Origin of the sequence: Candidatus Kuenenia stuttgartiensis (assembly GCF_900232105.1) — a bacterium.
Lineage (GTDB): Bacteria > Planctomycetota > Brocadiia > Brocadiales > Brocadiaceae > Kuenenia > Kuenenia stuttgartiensis_A.
This window is the reverse complement of record NZ_LT934425.1, coordinates 2,552,386-2,569,455: the sequence shown is the minus strand read 5'-3', so window position 1 is coordinate 2,569,455 and position 17,070 is coordinate 2,552,386. Positions and strand designations below refer to the sequence as shown.

The 17,070-nt window shown below is 41.8% G+C and carries 13 protein-coding genes, 1 other RNA gene and 1 pseudogene; 7 read left to right on the top strand and 8 right to left on the bottom strand.

The genetic code is table 11. The features are described from left to right. Positions 1-6: 6 nt before the first annotated feature. Entirely contained in the window at positions 7-1,005 is a 999-nt protein-coding gene (locus tag KSMBR1_RS11990; RefSeq protein WP_099325542.1) for a DHH family phosphoesterase, read from the bottom strand. A gap of 207 nt (positions 1,006-1,212) precedes the next feature. On the opposite strand from KSMBR1_RS11990, the gene thiS reads away from it, so the two are divergent. The 3 genes from thiS (at position 1,213) to hisF (ending at position 3,097) form a co-directional block, all read left to right on the top strand. After that, positions 1,213-1,449 carry a sulfur carrier protein ThiS gene (gene thiS / locus KSMBR1_RS11985; protein WP_099325541.1) on the top strand — a complete coding sequence of 79 codons (237 nt, stop codon included), beginning with the start codon at positions 1,213-1,215 and terminating at the stop codon, positions 1,447-1,449. 19 nt (positions 1,450-1,468) lie between these two features. Beyond that, positions 1,469-2,230: a thiazole synthase gene (locus tag KSMBR1_RS11980; RefSeq protein ID WP_099325540.1), complete on the top strand. Its 762-nt coding sequence runs from the start codon at positions 1,469-1,471 to the stop codon at positions 2,228-2,230. A gap of 102 nt (positions 2,231-2,332) precedes the next feature. Then, complete coding sequence (gene hisF / locus KSMBR1_RS11975; RefSeq protein WP_099325539.1) at positions 2,333-3,097, top strand: imidazole glycerol phosphate synthase subunit HisF; 765 nt, start codon at positions 2,333-2,335, stop codon at positions 3,095-3,097. A gap of 177 nt (positions 3,098-3,274) precedes the next feature. Here hisF and rnpB read toward each other — a convergent pair. The 4 genes from rnpB to dnaG all read right to left on the bottom strand — a co-directional run bounded on the left by rnpB (position 3,275) and on the right by dnaG (position 8,177). Next, positions 3,275-3,660, bottom strand: an RNA gene (gene rnpB / locus KSMBR1_RS11970) — RNase P RNA component class A. A 9-nt stretch (positions 3,661-3,669) separates the two neighbouring features. Continuing rightward, positions 3,670-4,398 (bottom strand): zinc ribbon domain-containing protein, encoded by a 729-nt coding sequence (locus KSMBR1_RS11965; protein WP_099325538.1) that lies wholly within the window; start codon positions 4,396-4,398, stop codon positions 3,670-3,672. A gap of 53 nt (positions 4,399-4,451) precedes the next feature. Further along, positions 4,452-6,107, bottom strand: a complete 1,656-nt coding sequence (rpoD, locus tag KSMBR1_RS22830) for an RNA polymerase sigma factor RpoD (RefSeq protein ID WP_099325537.1) — start codon at positions 6,105-6,107, stop codon at positions 4,452-4,454. A gap of 270 nt (positions 6,108-6,377) precedes the next feature. Next, positions 6,378-8,177, bottom strand: a complete 1,800-nt coding sequence (gene dnaG, locus KSMBR1_RS11955) for a DNA primase (RefSeq protein WP_099325536.1) — start codon at positions 8,175-8,177, stop codon at positions 6,378-6,380. Positions 8,178-8,389: 212 nt separating this feature from the next. Here dnaG and nuoE point away from each other — a divergent pair, with 212 nt between their 5' ends. From nuoE to KSMBR1_RS11940, 3 genes are read left to right on the top strand one after another with little or no spacing between them, the layout of a single operon-like run. Beyond that, positions 8,390-8,848, top strand: coding sequence for an NADH-quinone oxidoreductase subunit NuoE (gene nuoE, locus KSMBR1_RS11950; RefSeq protein ID WP_099325535.1), 459 nt, complete (start codon positions 8,390-8,392; stop codon positions 8,846-8,848). Beyond that, entirely contained in the window at positions 8,835-10,619 is a 1,785-nt protein-coding gene (gene nuoF / locus KSMBR1_RS11945; protein ID WP_099325534.1) for an NADH-quinone oxidoreductase subunit NuoF, read from the top strand. Before nuoE ends, nuoF begins: the two co-directional genes overlap by 14 nt. 2 nt (positions 10,620-10,621) lie before the next feature. Continuing rightward, positions 10,622-12,703: an FAD-dependent oxidoreductase gene (locus KSMBR1_RS11940; RefSeq protein WP_099325533.1), complete on the top strand. Its 2,082-nt coding sequence runs from the start codon at positions 10,622-10,624 to the stop codon at positions 12,701-12,703. Between the two features lie 557 nt (positions 12,704-13,260). Here the strand turns inward: KSMBR1_RS11940 and KSMBR1_RS11935 are convergent. Then, positions 13,261-14,436, bottom strand: coding sequence for a pyridoxal phosphate-dependent aminotransferase (locus KSMBR1_RS11935; protein ID WP_099325532.1), 1,176 nt, complete (start codon positions 14,434-14,436; stop codon positions 13,261-13,263). 209 nt (positions 14,437-14,645) lie between these two features. Beyond that, positions 14,646-16,043, bottom strand: coding sequence for an FAD-binding oxidoreductase (locus KSMBR1_RS11930; protein WP_099325531.1), 1,398 nt, complete (start codon positions 16,041-16,043; stop codon positions 14,646-14,648). 230 nt (positions 16,044-16,273) lie between these two features. Between KSMBR1_RS11930 and KSMBR1_RS23495 the strand changes: the two are divergent. Next, positions 16,274-16,417 (top strand): annotated as a pseudogene (locus KSMBR1_RS23495) (helix-turn-helix domain-containing protein); the annotation flags it as partial. 315 nt (positions 16,418-16,732) lie between these two features. Here the strand turns inward: KSMBR1_RS23495 and KSMBR1_RS21045 are convergent. Then, complete coding sequence (locus KSMBR1_RS21045) at positions 16,733-16,960, bottom strand: GIY-YIG nuclease family protein (protein WP_157820559.1); 228 nt, start codon at positions 16,958-16,960, stop codon at positions 16,733-16,735. Positions 16,961-17,070: the final 110 nt, after the last annotated feature.

Sequence of the window (17,070 nt, the reverse complement as noted above, 5' to 3'; positions counted from 1 at the left end):
TTGATTCTAATAAGAGCCTTCCTGTAAAGCTTTTTTAATTTCCCCGAGTATTAATCGCTGCGCATCTTTAATGCTTCCTTCTATTTCACAGCCTGAAGCGTATTTGTGCCCCCCTCCGCCAAATTTCATTGCAATCTTGTTTACATTAAAACCGTTTCTGCTCCGCATACTTACTTTGACAAAATGAGATGACGTCACATCGCGGAATAATATCCCCACAGAAACCCCATCTATTGAAACGGGGATATCCGCAAATTCGTGTGTATCGATAGGATCAACCTTTGCTTCTTCCAGCATTTCTTTTGTAAGGAATACGGTAGCAACCTTATTATCCAAATGCAGTTCTATTGTATTAAGCGCTTGCGCGTACAATTGCAATAAGCGAAAGGAATTTGTGTTGTAAACATTTTTAGATATTTCCGCATGTCTTGCCCCATGCTCCAGAAGAAATGCCACCGCCAGAAAGACAGCCGGAGTCGTATTGCTATGGGTGAATCTTCCGGTATCGGTCACAATAGCAATATATATCGCCGTGGCAATATCAGGGGTAATGGTAATATCCATTTCTTTAATAAGGGATAATATCATTTCTCCTGTGGAACTCATATCTTCAAGCACCCAGTTGATGTCACCAAAAAGCTCATTTGATATGTGGTGATCGATGTTTATTATGGCGGCGTCTTTTGGCACGAAATCAGCAATCTTTCCAATTCTGGCAAGCGTAGGACAATCCAGACAGAAAACTACTTCTGGTTTTTCTGAAGGAATATCCGGATAAATATACATTCCGGAGGTAGGGGCGATCCATTTATAAATATTGGGAACGATAGATTCGTTCACAATGTAAACAGATTTATTCAATTGTCTAAGGACATAAAAAAGGGCTATTTCTGAACCCAGCGCATCTCCATCTGCACGGACATGCGTGGTAATATAGAAACGTTTATGCTGATTGATTATTTTGACGATTTCGTCTTTACGTAGGGTCGTGTCGGAAGGTTTCATTTTTCATATATGGTATTTTTAAAATAATGAACAAACCGGATTTTAAAACAGTTGCAACTTATTGTCAAACCCTTTGCAAAACTTCTTTTCAGGCCGTTCTTTTCACTTGCATTTCATTTTTATATACATTAACATTTTTGCCTGAGAATTTATTGTAGTGTTATAGGAAACTCCCCATTTTATAGCGGGGTGGGAGGAGAATTTGTGATGGATAAAAAAGACATCTGCGGCCAGGAAGAAAGAATGAGAATTACCTTAAACGGTGAAATAAAAGAATGTCCTGCGGGGACTACTATCGAAAAACTGCTGGAGTTGTATACTATTGATAAGCATCGCACTGCGGTAGAGTTAAATGCACAAATTATCCCGCGCAAGGAGCATTCTTCCCGAATAGTAAAAGATACAGATGTGCTGGAAGTGGTTACTTTTGTAGGCGGCGGTTAATACAAAAAAAAGAGGGAACATGGATAAAAGGTTAACGATCGGCAGTCGTAAATTTACATCCAGGCTTTTCGTTGGCACTGGGAAATACCCCACTCTTGATATAATGGCAAAGGCTTTAGAGGCTAGCGGCGCTGAAGTGATTACAGTTGCTGTCAGAAGAGCAAAAATCAACGAATCGGAATCCCTGTTTGATTACATTGATACAAATAAATACACAATTTTGCCCAACACGGCAGGATGTTATTCTGCCGATGAAGCAATCAGGGTTGCACACCTTGCCCGTGAAACAGGGCTATCCGACATGATTAAGCTGGAAGTTCTCGGCGACGAGAGAACGCTTTTGCCTGATCCTATAGATACACTGAAAGCAACAAAGGTATTGGTCAATGAAGGTTTTACCGTACTGGTATACACTTCTGACGATCCTATTGTTGCGAAAAAACTGGAAGATGCCGGAGCTACCTGCGTTATGCCTGCAGGTTCTCCTATTGGGTCAGGACAGGGCATCCTTAACAGAAACAATATAAGGATTATTCTTGAATCCGCCAAAATCCCCATCATTGTTGACGCAGGTGTTGGTACTGCATCAGATGTTGCAATGGCGATGGAGCTTGGCTGTGAAGGCGTGCTGTTGAATACAGGCATTGCCCATGCAAAAGATCCTGTGAAGATGGCAATAGCCATGAAATTGGCCTGCGAAGCGGGTCGTTTTGCCTATCTTGCCGGCCGTATCCCTAAAAAACTTTACGCAAATGCAAGCAGTCCAGAAAAGGATTTTTAATCTTTTTCCCGTCAGATCATTTTCATGTGCTCCAACATTGTTAACCCTCAAAAAACAATTACTACTTCCCTTCCTATTATGAATAGGGACAATTAAATAAATATGCTTGCGAAAAGAATCATACCTTGCCTTGACGTCAAAGACGGGCGTGTCGTGAAAGGAACAAATTTTGTAAACCTGAAGGATGCAGGCGACCCGGTAGAAATAGCCTCTTTATATGATAAAGAAGGCGCTGACGAATTAACCTTTCTTGACATTACTGCGTCTCATGAGAAAAGGGATATTATTCTGGATGTTGTCCGAAAGACGGCAGAACAGGTATTTATTCCCTTTACTGTAGGGGGAGGGATTAGAAACATTGAGGATATTCGCCGGTTATTAAATGCAGGCGCTGACAAGGTTTCAATTAACACCGCTGCGGTAAAAAATCCTGAATTTGTCACGGAAGCTTCCAGAAGATTTGGAAGGCAGTGCATCGTGGTTGCCATAGACGTTAAGCAGGTACCAAATAACGTAAAATGGGAGGTATATATCAATGGCGGCAGAACGCCAACCGGATTAGATGCCGTTCGCTGGGCAATTGAAATGGAGGAGAGGGGTGCGGGAGAGATACTTCTTACCAGTATGGATCATGACGGTACGAAAGACGGATACGGCATTGAGTTGAACAAAACGATCTCGGAATCAGTAAACATACCGATTATTGCATCTGGTGGCGCCGGAAAACGAGAACATTTTTATGATGTCTTCACCGTGGGAAAGGCGGATGCTGCCCTGGCGGCATCGATATTTCATTACAGAGAAATTTCTATGCGGGAAGTAAAAGAGTATTTAATCGGAAAGAATATCGCAATAAGGAGAGGATGACAACATAAACATCGGTGGTATACATGCATCTATAAAAATAAACCCATGAACATTTTGAATACATCAACATACCTTGCCAGAATATGAAAAATGTTGGTAAGGATATGCAAAAAAGAGGTTTTTACATCACAACAATATAAATCCCCTGCGGCAGTTTCACGCCGCAGGGGATTTATTGGTAAAAGTAGACAATAAGCCGAGTCTTGTCGTGGGTGATCATTCATCTAGCCTCGTTGTTGCCAGCGAGATCTAACGGCCTACCCGAAGGTATAGCGAAGCGGGCAGCTTCATCCCTCCCTATTTGGCCTTTCTCCCAGTGGGGTTTGCCATGCCTCCAACGTCGCCGCCGGAGCGGTGGGCTCTTACATTAAGCCTTTCGGCCCCGCCATTTCACCCTTATCCCATCGAAAAAAAGATGAGACGGTATATTTTCTGTTGCACTTTCCTTCCCGTCGCCGGGACTCCGCGTTACGGAGCACTGCGCCCTATGGAGCTCGGACTTTCCTCCCGTCCAATAATAAATCCGAAGATTCATTATAACCGGCGATCACCTCGTCTACTTTTATACTTTTTTATAATTCTTCCCGATCATTGCTGCCGTCATCCAAATATAAAATGCGGCCGCAACTGTGGCAGTACGTGATATCTTTATTCGACATAAGCAGGTTGATTGTTTGAGAGGTAACGGACATGAAACAACTCTGGCATACCTTATTTACGACACCCACTACAGCAATGCCGTCCTTATTGTTTGTCAATCTGTCATATTGTTGCAATGTATTATTATCGAGGAGCGCTGCGAATTTATTCCGTTTTTCTTTGAGCGCTACAATTTCTGCATCCATTGCTTTCATATCAGTTTCTACCTTCTTTTGAAGTTCTATTAAAAGAACTTCTTCATGCTCAATTTCTTTTTCAAACGTGCTTTGCCGTTGCTGCATTTCCTCAAGCTTTGTTATCATTCCAAGTATGGCGTCTTCTATGAGAGATTTATCCGCTTCCTTCCCCCCGATCTCCGTCTTAAACGCACTGAATTCTTTATTCGTTTTTGCCTGATTCATCTGTACGTTTAATTTATCAATTTCTCCCTCTTTCGTTTTCAGTTCGAGTTCTTTCATGCCAATGTTCTTTTGATAATTCTTTATATCCCGCACAATATCTGCCAGCTCGTCCCTCTTTTTTTTAATTTCGCCCTTCTTTTTCTCTATATCATGGGCTCTGTATAGCTTATCGCCTTCCAACCTTTTCAGCTTGCTATCTATTGATTGTAATCTGCGAAGCGTCTCTATTTTTTCACTCATTGATTTCCCATCACTTTTATGAATAGTCCATATTGGATTTACTAAATCACATTTTAAATAGTACTGCCAATGCCATCCAAAAACCCTTCCAGCTTTCTGCTTCTGATCGGATGCTGTAATTTCCTCACCGCTTTTGCCTCTATTTGCCGCACTCTTTCTCTTGTTACCTTAAAAATCTTTCCAACTTCTTCCAGTGTATATGTATAACCATCCCCTATGCCATAACGAAGTTTTATAATCTCCCTCTCACGGTATGTCAGCGTTTCCAGCACCGATTCAATCTTGTCTTTTAGCATTTCCTGTGTTGCCGCGGCAACCGGCGATTCTGCCTTTTCATCTTCAATAAAATCTCCGAAAGAACTGTCTTCGCTCTCGCCAACGGGACGGTCCAGCGAAATCTGATGCCGGGATATTTTCAGTACCCTTCTCGCCTCTGGCACGGAAATCTTTACCTCTCGTGCAATCTCTTCTATTGTAGGTTCCCGTCCTTTATCCTGTAACAGTTTTTTTGAAATATTACGTATCTTGCTCATGGTCTCGATCATATGTACAGGAATGCGGATAGTTCTCGCCTGATCCGCAATGGAGCGGGTAATGGCCTGCCGTATCCACCACGTTGCATAGGTGCTGAATTTATATCCGCGCCGGTATTCATACTTGTCCACTGCACGCATAAGCCCTGTGTTTCCCTCCTGAATAAGATCGAGAAAACTCAGGCCGCGATTCCTGTATTTTTTCGCAATGCTCACCACCAATCTAAGATTTGCCCCTGAAAGCTTTCTTTTTGCTGACTCATGTTCCTTGTAAATACTTTCGATAGAAAGCAGGCGCCGTTTCAAACGTTCGCCCGTCTCTAAAACGGTATTCTCCAGAGCCAGATATTGTTCCTCTAATTCCTTATAATGATTATTAGCTTTTGAGCGGCCATTTTTCTCTCCAATCTGTTGTTCAAGCTGCTCCATTTCGAGCGCGATCTCCTGGAGTCGCTTCATCATCGGTTGTATTCTTTTTGTTCGAATATTAATTTCTTCGAGACGGCGGATGCCCTTCCGTCTTCTATTCCGGATCGTTCTTAACAGCTTTATTTTTTCTTTCTCCGGTGTTTGTTTTCGTTTCAGCCGTTGATAATCTTCCTTATTTTTTTGAATAATTGACCGTAAATATTTTGCGCTTCTGGGAAACTCCTCCAGAATGTCATCTTTGTAATTTTCCACCATTGCGTCAACTTTTAGCGTACGGTCAAAGGAAAGCTCCCCATTGTTTACATCCTCAACTATCTTCAAACAGGTCTGCAAAGAAAGGTCAGAATGCAAAACCTTTTTCAAAAACCCACGACGTGTAATCTCTATTTTTTTTGCAAGCATGATTTCCTCATCCCGCGTAAGAAGTGGAATCTCTCCCATCTGGGTTAAATACATCCGAACGGGATCATCTATCTTCTCCGTAACAGTGGAAACCTCGCCAAATCCGAATTCGCTTTCCGAATAATGTTCTGCTTCTTCAGAATCAACAACTTCACGACCTTCAATATCCGCCTCGTCAATCAGATCGATTCCCAGTTCGTCCAGCATCATCAATATATCGTCTATTTTTCCTGGTGGAATCTCTGCATCATCAGGCAACATATCGTTGAGTTCTTCGTAGGTTAAATACCCTTTTTCTTTACCCTTTTGCGTAAGTAGTTTGATTTTTTGATTCAAGTTTTCCATTCAGAGATTAGACCTCCCTATACTATTCATCTCATCCTATAAAATAAAGCGGGGAAATATTCATTTAGCCTGCCCACTTAAACTTTATTTCATAATTTTAATGCAATTAAAAATGACGCTCGTATATCGCTTCGGCAAAATGTTTACCCATACCCTCATTGCAAGCGCCATGAAAGCACTCTTAAGTCTTTTGAGAAACAAGAGATTGCTTCGCCGTACCACTCTTTGCAATGACATTGTTTGGTGTATGCATTTTACAGAAACGAGATACTAGGGTTTATTTTTTAACGCGTGAATATTTCTGCTCTTTTTATGATATTCTTCCAGCAGCATAACAATATCTTCTTCTTTATGAGAAGACCGTGCAGTTTCCAGCATCTTTTTCTTTGTAATATGAATATCCTTTCTTCTGTTTCGTCTTTTGAAGAAAAGAATACATGCCTCCAATCTATCTCTGTAATCGGTCATGTCTTGAAATTCCCGGGTGGTAACAATGTCAACCAGCAACTTATTCAGCCGCGCTTCGCCAATTGAATGCAGTACATCTTCTTCTTTGACGGCCTTGTTTTTCTGATATATTTCTACTATTCTTCCCGCTATCTCAAGGAAATCTTTGTTATCAAACTCTTCCGGAATCTTTTCGTTTATTATCCGTGGTATAAGGCTGTTGCAAGATAACATCAAATATAAAATTTCCCGTTCAGCCATAGAAGAAGCATCCAGCCTCTGCTTTGTTTTCTGGTTATTGTTGTTGGCAGGAACAGAAAGAGGCCTTTTAACATTTTTTATATGTGACCACAAGGCTGCTTCATCGATAGACATTTCTTCTGAAATTAATTTGATAAGCAGGTTGCGTTTTATAGCATCAGGCGTCTTCATGGCTGTAGCAAGCACATTGTTAAGAGCATTTGCCTTGCCATGTACGGTGGACATGTCCCATTTAGTTGCGGCAAATTCTATTTTAAAGTGAAAAAAGTCCTTTGCACTATCAATATATGATAAGAACTTTTCGGGACCTTCCGCCAGCAAAAAATCACATGGGTCATATCCCTTCGGCAATTGGGCAATTTTTACATCAAATTCTTCTTCGATAAAGATATCCAGGTTTCTGTCCGAAGATTTTTGGCCGGCACTGTCTGCGTCTAAAAGGAGTATTACCCGACTGCAATATTGTCTCAAACTCCTGAGATGTTGTTTTGAGATAGCAGTCCCAAGAACCGCCACAGCCCATTCTATCCCATGCTGATGCGCCATTATTACATCGGTGTACCCTTCCATGAGAATTACTTTTTGTTTTTTTAAGATGGCACTTTTCGCAATATCAATGCCGTACAATATATTACTCTTGTTAAAAAGAACCGTCTCCGGGGAGTTTAAATATTTTGGGAGGGAATCATCCAGCGCCCGCCCTCCAAAACCCACCACCTGCTTTCTTATATCCAGTATTGGAAATATCAGTCTGTCCCGAAAACGGTCATAGTAAGAATCGCGCTCCTTTTTTTGTATAATTAATCCTGCCTGTTGCAACTGGTACATCGAAACATTGCCCCCTTTGCACATTTTTACTAACGAATCCCATTCTGCCGGAGCATAACCAATGCAAAAGTTTTTGATGGAGTGGTCATTTATCTTCCGTTTCAACAAATAGTCTCTGGCCTTTTTCCCCTTCATTGCATCAAGCAACATCTTCTGATAGAAGGTTGCGGCAAACCTGGTTGTTTCGTACAGATGCGTCTTTTTTGAAGATGAAAGGGACGTTTCTTTCGCATATATTTGGGTAAGGTCGACACGTGATTTTGAGGCTACCAGTTTCACGGCCTCCACAAAATCCATCCCTTCCTGTTTCATGACAAATTGAAAAACGGTACCACCTTCCCCACACCCAAAACACTTGAAAAGTTTCTTATCCGGGTTAACAAAAAAAGAAGGTGTTTTTTCTGAATGGAAAGGACACAAGCCAATAAACGCCTTTCCGCTTTGCTTTAACTGAATGTATTCTGAAATGATCTGAACTATGTCTGCGGCAAACTGAATTTCCGCAATCTTTTCTTGTGGAATAAAATGTACCATTGAATTGGAGATAGGTAAGATGAATTATTTTGTTTGCGCTATCCTAAAACTTTTTAATTATATCAAGATAACAATTAATGTCAATACATTGGGACATAATTGTCAAGACAATTTAAAACACTTGTAATTCTATAATTTTGTGATTTAATAATAGAGTTTATCGATCAAAACCAAACTTCCCTGTCATCCTGTAAAGGCATAATGGTGCAAAAATGTCCCAATCCAATGTTAAAAAATATTTAGAAATCTGCGGCAATACAAAAGAAGCTTCTATTCCCATTTTACAGTCGATTCAGGAAGAGTATGGATACCTTCCTCTTGATGTTTTAGATCAGGTTTGTGAGGAGTCGGAGATAACAAAATCCCATCTCTATGGCGTAGCCACGTTTTATGCACAGTTTAAATTAACCCCCAAAGGGAGAAATGCCATTAAAGTGTGCAAAGGCACCGCCTGCCATGTGAAAGGCGCTGATATTACCATTGTAGCGATGAAAGACCAACTGGGCATTGATATTGACCAAACAACGGAAGATGGAGCGTTTTCCATGGAAACGGTGGCTTGTCTAGGGTGTTGCTCTCTTGCCCCTGTAATTATGATTAATGAAGATGTATTTGGTGGATTTTCATCAGCAAAAGTGCGGGGGACGCTAAAGAAATATGGAAAAGAATAATCAGCACATAAGATTTGTAATTGGTTTAGGAAGTTGTGGCATAGCAGCAGGGGCTAAGGATCTCTATGGAGAATTAGCCTCAAAAATTGAAAACAATCCCGATGTTTCTTTAAGCCACACATCATGCAATGGAATGTGTTTTAAAGAACCAATCCTGGAAGTTTTTTATCCCGATGGCAACCATCTGATGATGGGAAACGTTCATAAAAAAGATTTAGACAAGATATTGGATCCCCTCCTTAATCAGGGCGCAATTGATGAAAAATTCATCATCGAAGATTCAAGTAAGCCAGACAGAAGAGAAGATTTTCGGCAGAAACAGCATAAGATTGTTTTAGAAAACTGCGGTATTATCGATCCTGACGATATTGCGCCCTATATTAAAAAAGGCGGCTATGAGGCAGTTAAAAAAGTTTTGGGAACTATGTCTCCGCAACAGGTTATCGAGGAGATAAAGACTTCCGGATTAAGGGGCAGGGGCGGTGCTGGATTTCCAACAGGTCTTAAATGGCAATTTGCCAGAAATAGCACCGGAGAAAAAAAATACATGATCTGCAATGCAGACGAGGGTGATCCCGGCGCATTTATGGACAGGGCAGTTTTGGAAGGCGACCCACACAAGGTAATTGAGGGATTGATAATTGGTGGATATGCAATTGGTGCAGAACATGGTTATGTGTATGTTCGCGCCGAGTATCCTCTGGCGATAAAGCGGTTAAAATTAGCCATTAGTCAGGCAACAGAAAAAAACCTTTTAGGTCACAATATATTAAATAGTGAATTTTCTTTTCACTTAAAGATTAAAGAAGGTGCAGGCGCCTTTGTTTGTGGAGAAGAAACAGCGCTGATTGCCTCTATAGAGGGCGAACGCGGACATCCAAGATTAAAACCACCTTTTCCTGCAGGATCAGGATTGTGGGGGTATCCTACGAATATAAATAATGTTGAAACACTGGCTTCAGTACCATGGATTATCAATAATGGCGCGAAAATATATGCCTCATACGGAACGGAAAAAAGCAAGGGAACGAAGGTTTTTTCACTGGCGGGAAAAATTGCCAGAGGTGGACTTATTGAGGTTGATATGGGAACTCCTTTACGAGATATCATATACACCATTGGTGGGGGGACATCTTCAGGTAAACCTTTTAAAGCAGTTCAATTAGGCGGGCCTTCAGGTGGTTGTGTTCCGGAAAGGTTGCTTGATACGCCGGTAGATTATGAAAGTATCTCTGTAACAGGTGCAATTATGGGATCCGGCGGTATGGTAGTTATGGATGATGATACCTGTATTGTGGATGTCGCTAAATTTTTCCTTACTTTTACGCAAAACGAGTCATGCGGTAAATGTACCTTCTGCCGTATTGGAACTAAAAGGTTGCTTGAGATACTGGAAAAGATAACAGAAGGCAGAGGGGGTATGGCTGATTTGGATGAACTAGAGAGCCTTTCAGAAAAAGTCAAAGATCTTTCACTGTGCGGATTGGGAAAAACAGCCCCTAATCCTATTATGACCACACTCAAATATTTTAAAGATGAATATGTAGAACATATTAAAGAAAATAAATGCAGGGCTGGCGTATGTAAAGAACTCATCAAATTTTCGGTTATTGAGGAGGCATGTACTGGTTGCCACTTATGCTATAAAAACTGTCCGGTAGACGCTATAACCGGAGAGACGAAAAAGGTTCACCATATTGATCAGAAAATCTGTATTAAGTGTGGGATGTGTTATGAAGTCTGCAAATTTGACGCTATTTTAAAAGGATAATTATGTCAAACAAAGTCAACGTTACTATCGATGGAAAGGATTACCAGTTTGATACTGGTATGACCATATATGATGCGGCGAAATCGCTGGGGGTGGAAATCCCGACTCTTTGCCATAATGATAAAATATCGCATTACGGAAGTTGTTGGGTTTGTACGGTAGAGCAGAAAAGCGGTCGTGGGGGTATGGTGCCATCTTGTTCCACTAAATTGGAAAATGGCATGGTGGTGGAACTGGAAAACGAAAAGGTCCGGGCATCACGGAAGGCTGCGCTGGATTTACTCCTTTCAGATCATTTTGGCGATTGTTATGCGCCATGCAACCAAAAAGGCTGTCCTGCTAATATCAATATACAAGGTTTCCTTTTTTTAGAAGCAAGGGGGCTGTATAAAGAAGCGGCGAATCTTATTCGGGAAAAGGCACCTTTCCCAAATGTTTTGGGACGTGTTTGTCCAAGGCCATGCGAGGAAGTTTGCCGCCGTCAAAAAGTGGATAAACCGATATTAATTGGCATTCAAAAGCGCTATATTTCTGAAATGGAAGAAAAAGAAGGCGGCCCCTTTTTGCCGAAAACACCTCAAAAATCTTCAGGCAAAAAGGTAACGATTATAGGGGCGGGACCTGCCGGTCTTTCCGCAGCATACTATCTCAGATTACAAGGGCATGAAGTAACTATCTACGAACGCCATCCGAAACATGGAGGAATGTTACGTTACGGAATCCCATACTACAGGCTTCCAGAAAAAGTTATGGATTTGGAAGGAGACGCCATAATAAACCAGCTAGACGTCACTATTCATTATAATACGGAGGTAGGGAAGGATATTGATTTTGAAAAAATCATGCAGGATTCTGACGCAATCCTCCTGGCTGTGGGGGCTTCCAGGGCATCGTATATGAATATAGAAGGAGAGGATTTGCCAGGAGTTTTTTCTGGCATAGATTTGCTGGAAAAACTTGCTAAATATGAACCTGTAAATATTGGAAGGCGTGTGGTTGTTGCTGGGGGAGGAAGCACAGCAATGGACGCCGCAAGGGCTTCTGTGAGGTTGGGAGCAAAAGCAACTATTGTGTATCGGCGTACAGAAAAAGAAATGCCCGCCCATCATGCCGAAGTCCGGGATGCCTATGACGAGGGGGTGGATATTCAGGTATTAACCAATCCCATAAAAATAGAAAAATCTGGCAAAGGCCTTAAAATAATCTGCGTAAAGATGGAACTGAGTGAACCCGATGAGAGCGGAAGAAGGCGCCCCGTCACCTTAGAAGGCAGTGAATTTGCAATTGAGGCAGATTCGATTATTATGGCCATTGGCCAGAAAACGGACTTTTCTTTTGTTAAAAACAAGGCGGTGAATAAATGGGGCATGTTCGATACAAAAGGAAACAGCTACCAAACAGTTGCAGACCCAAGAATTTTTGTTGCCGGAGATTGTTACAAAGGGCCTGATCTTGCCGTTCGTGCAGTTGCAGATGCAAGAAAGGCCGCACAGTCAATAAATCAATTTCTTAACGGGGAAGAGGTGGTGGGAGAAAAAATCCGCTTCAGTTCCTATCCGGGCGACCTGGATACTTTGCCCGCTGAAATGTTTGAATCTTTTAAACCTGTTACAAGAAAAGAAATCGATTTGCTGCCGGTTGAAAAACGCCTTGGCAATTTTGAAGAAGTCGAATGTAGTTTTACCAGAGATGAGATGACAAATGAGGCGAATAGATGCCTGGAATGTGGATGTAATGTAGTGGACATTTGTTCGTTAAAGAAGCATTCTCAGAAATACCAGGCTGATCAGAACTTATATGTAGGTGAGAGAAGAACTTACAAAACCGATTATTCCCATGAAAAAATAAAGATGGAAATACATAAGTGTATAAATTGCAATGCTTGTGTGAGGGCCTGCGATGAAGTTAAAAAATGCTATATATTGGGCGATGCGGGAAGGGGATTTTCAACACGCATTACTCCCATGATAAATATTCCTTTAGGCGAGACTCACTGCGATGGTTGCGAGGAGTGTGTTAATGTTTGTCCGACTGCCGGAGTACGGATCGATAGGGATATTTATTTGACGAACACCTGCGAATGAGTAGGCGCAGTAGGTCTGTATCACCTCTTGGTTCGTGATTTCAGCATATCAAAAGTCATTTTAAGCCTTAGATTCTTTTCCATACCCGCTCGCATGCTATTTATCCTGCGGCTTACGCTTATTCCAGCATACATCCAATACCCATACCGGCACGACTATAGATCACCGCACGTTCACTTTTGTTTCTTTGCCCCCGAAAGCCTTCTGCCGTTTTTTTTCTCTAACTGTCTGCTTTGGATTGCTTTGTGAATCGTACTTGAATTGATATTTAATTTCTTGCCTGTTTCAGAAACACCCTGCCCTCTGTCCAGTCGCTTTTATACCTTTTCTCTTACCTCAGGTGTAAGCAGGTGGGCGGACATTGTTCGCACTGCCTGACGAAAAAATCCCTTCGGACCATGTTCTCTTAGCCGCTTTACACTCAGCTTCACACTTATTGCTAAAACACCAAAGGCCTTTACTATTTGTTGTTGACACTCCTACAGTCGGCGGTCGGCCGATTGCCTATTGAGGACCGAGGACTGTTTTCGTGCTTGTTTGGTTCTGTTTGTCCCGGTTTAGGTATTTAGGAATTTCTCAAACCTATCCATCCCTTTTTCAATATTCTCCATTGACGTTGCATATGAAATCCTTATGTGTGCGTCAGCACCGAAAGGAGCACCGGGAACAAATGCAATGTGTGCCTTTTCTAGCAGGAGAGAGACGAGATCAAAAGAACCTTTTAAGGAGAGGTTTTCACAAAGACGGGATACATTGGGGAAGGCATAAAAAGCCCCTTGCGGCAATAAGCAGGAAATGCCTTTTATGGTATTAAGTCTTTCTACGATATATTTCCTGCGCCGGTCAAATTCTTTCACCATGACGGTTACCGACTCCTGACTGCCACGAAGGGCTTCAAGTCCTGCAAGCTGGGTAATAGAATTTGCACCGGAAGTGGTATGATCCTGAATATTGGTTGCCGCTTTAATTATTTTTTCAGGTCCCGCGGCATAGCCCAGACGCCAGCCGGTCATTGAATAGACTTTTGAAAACCCATTTACCGTTACAACTTTATTATAGCAGTCGTCATTAATCGCCGCCGGGCTGAAATGCGCAGCACCATCATAAAGAATTTTTTCATAGATTTCATCGGAAATTACATATAGTCCCTTTTCAACGGCAAACATAACTATTTCCCGCAATTCCTCTTCTGTATAAACCATGCCGGTAGGGTTGGAAGGGCTGTTCAAAAAAAGTAGTTTCGATTTGGGCGTAATAACCTTCGCCAGGGATTCCTTCGTAATCTTAAAACTATCTTTGTCAGTCGTTTCCAGGAAAACGGGCTTTGCCCCTGCCAATGTCACCATTTCCGGATAACTAACCCAATAAGGGGAGGGTATGATTGCTTCGTCTCCGGTATCGCATAGAACGAGTGCTATATTGCAAATAGATTGTTTTGCCCCTGCGGAAACAAGAATTTGTGATGAGGCGTATTTCAGGTGGTTGTCGTTAAAAAGTTTTTCACAGATCGCCTCTTTTAATTTTGGCACACCGGAAGTGGGGGTATATTTGGTAAAGCCGTTTTTAATAGCTTTTATGGCAGCGTTTTTAATATTTTCCGGCGTGTCAAAATCCGGTTCTCCGGCGCCAAAACCAATTACATCTTTGCCTTCAGCGGCCAATTGTTTTGCCTTGGCGGTAATGGCAAGGGTGGCTGATGCTTGTATCTCTCGCGCAACTCTTGATAATACCATAAAAAAAAAGACTCCTTCTCTAAACAAAAAATGAAAACATATATAAAATGGAAGACACTGCTCAACCCGAAGTGTTTATAAGTAGTGAATCAGTTTAGTATAGCAGGTAGCTTCGCCCCATAAGCGCTAACGTAAAACGCCAAATTAATCTAAATATGTACAGAAATCAGAGGTCCTAAACCGGAGACCGGGAATGGGCAGTGTAATTATTAAAAAAATTTGCCCGGATTTAATATTCCTTTTGGGTCAAACAAGCGTTTGATATCTTTCATAATCTGCAATTCCTGCGGCGCTATTTCAAGCGGCAGGAATTTTGATTTTACATTTCCAATGCCGTGTTCTCCGGAAATGGTTCCACCTAACCTGATAGTGCTGCGGATAATTTCATCAATCATTTTTTCCGCAAACGGACGGTCCCCTTCTTCCTCATACATAACATTTACATGGATATTGCCATCCCCGATATGTCCGAAATTTGCAGCCTTCAGGCGAGGGTAACGGGAGTTCGTGTCGTTAATAGCGTGAAGTATTTCTAATATCCGGCTTCGGGGAACACAAATGTCCTCATTGATTTTATACGGTGCGATTTTATAAAGAGCGGGCGAAAGAATGCGCCGAACCTCCCAGAGGTCATTGCGCTCTTTCGCATCACTTGCGGCGATAATCTTAATTGCGCGGTGTTCTGAAACAAACGTTTTTACCCGTGCAATTCCTTTTTGAACGCTTTTTTCTTCCCCGTCAATATCTATGATAAGGATTGCGTTTGCATCTTCCGGCAATTCGATTTCCTGCCGGTATCCTTTGATGCAATCGATGCTTGATTTGTCAATAAATTCAAGTGCACGGGGCAGAATATTGTGAGAGATGATGGTACTTGCTGATTCCACGGCGTCTTTTGGCGTAGGGAAAAAAACGAGAAGCGTTTCAATTTTTTCCGGCAATGGAATCAGTTTTACTGTGATTCTTGTAAAAATACCAAGCGTACCCTCAGAACCAACAAGGAGCCGGGTGATATCATATCCGGTAACGCTCTTAAGCGTTTTGCGTCCGGTATTAATAACACTTCCGTCGGCAAGAACCACTTCCAGTGCAAGGATGTAATCCCTTGTTACGCCGTATTTTAAACCGGTGATCCCACCAGCGCATTCCGCCACATTACCCCCGATAGTAGAGAATGCTGCACTTGCAGGGTCAGGGGGATAAAAAAGATTATATTTGGCAGCTTCTGTTTGTAATGTTTGTGTAACAACGCCGGGTTCTACGGTGGCAACAAGGTCTTCCGGAACGATTTCCAGGATACGGTTCATTTGGGCAAAGTCTAATACCATGCCGCCAAAGACAGGAACCGCGCCGCCGGTAAGTCCTGAGCCGGCTCCACGCGGATAAACCGGAATTTCATGTTCATTTGCGAGCCGCACCGCTTCCACAACGTGTTGCGTCGTCTGCGGCCGCACAACAATATCGGGAAGGTATTTTTGTTTTGAGCCGTCGTATGCATAGCATATCCGGTCTTCAAGGGCAATAAGGACGTTTTTTTCCCCTAAACATTTTCTTAATGGGGCAAGCAGGTTCGTTATTTCGGATTTACTGGCAGTACAGGATTTCATAGACAATGCCGGCAAAATGCTATTCGATATTAACGGTAAAGGAAGTAAATAAGTATTTATTTGACAGGAAATTAGGGGATTAATCTAGTATATTTGAAGAAATAAGTCAAATTATTTTCTCTTTGTGTGCATTAAGCCTATACATTATAAACTCCGGTATGGTCAGATGTTTTGCCAGACCGAGGAAAACAGGGGTTTTAGAAAAAGCATAGAAATGTCAGAAGAAGCCCAAAAAAAGACATGCATGGTTTGAGTATTACGAAAAATGCGGGACAAATGCGAGAAAAACGTGCAGGCATTTTGGTATTTCTCCCGATACGTTTTACCGGAGGAAGAAGCGTTATCGTCCGGGCGACCCCTCTTCCCTTGAGGATGAAAAAATCCCGCAGGCCAAAGCAGAAAAGGTGCTTATAGATACCCAGAGAAACAACTGACAGGATAAAAGTATTACTCGAAATATATTTTGTAAACAGTCATCATGTTGCATTTGCAACACCCAGAAACGATGAAAATGATTTTATAACCATATCATGTTGTAATATATGTACTTAAACTATTTTTTCTAGTCTTACTTTCGAGTTGGAAACATCTGGCATTTCTGTTTCTGTACCGGTTCAAATATATATGGCCATCCAAAAGGTCTCAGCTTGTCATTGCGAGAGCTTTTTCCGAAGCAATCTCATAAACCGTCATAGAGACCCTTCCATCCTGTATTCATTAATTAATTCTATTTTTTTAGCCCTTGAGCCACCCTTAATTTGCTTCTCCCGCGATATGGCGTTTCTTACGTTACGAAATATCTCGTAGTATACTGATTGCTTCGGAAAAAGCCCTCGCAATGACAAGCTGAGACCCCTTGCAATGACAAGCTGATGCAATTGTAATGACAAAATAAGTCTTCCTTCATCATTTTGCATTTGCAACACCCAGAAACTATGAAAATGGTTTTATAGCCATATCATATTGCGGTACCTGTGTTTGAGCTATTTTTTGTAGTCTTATTTTCGAGCCGGTAAAAAAGAGATAC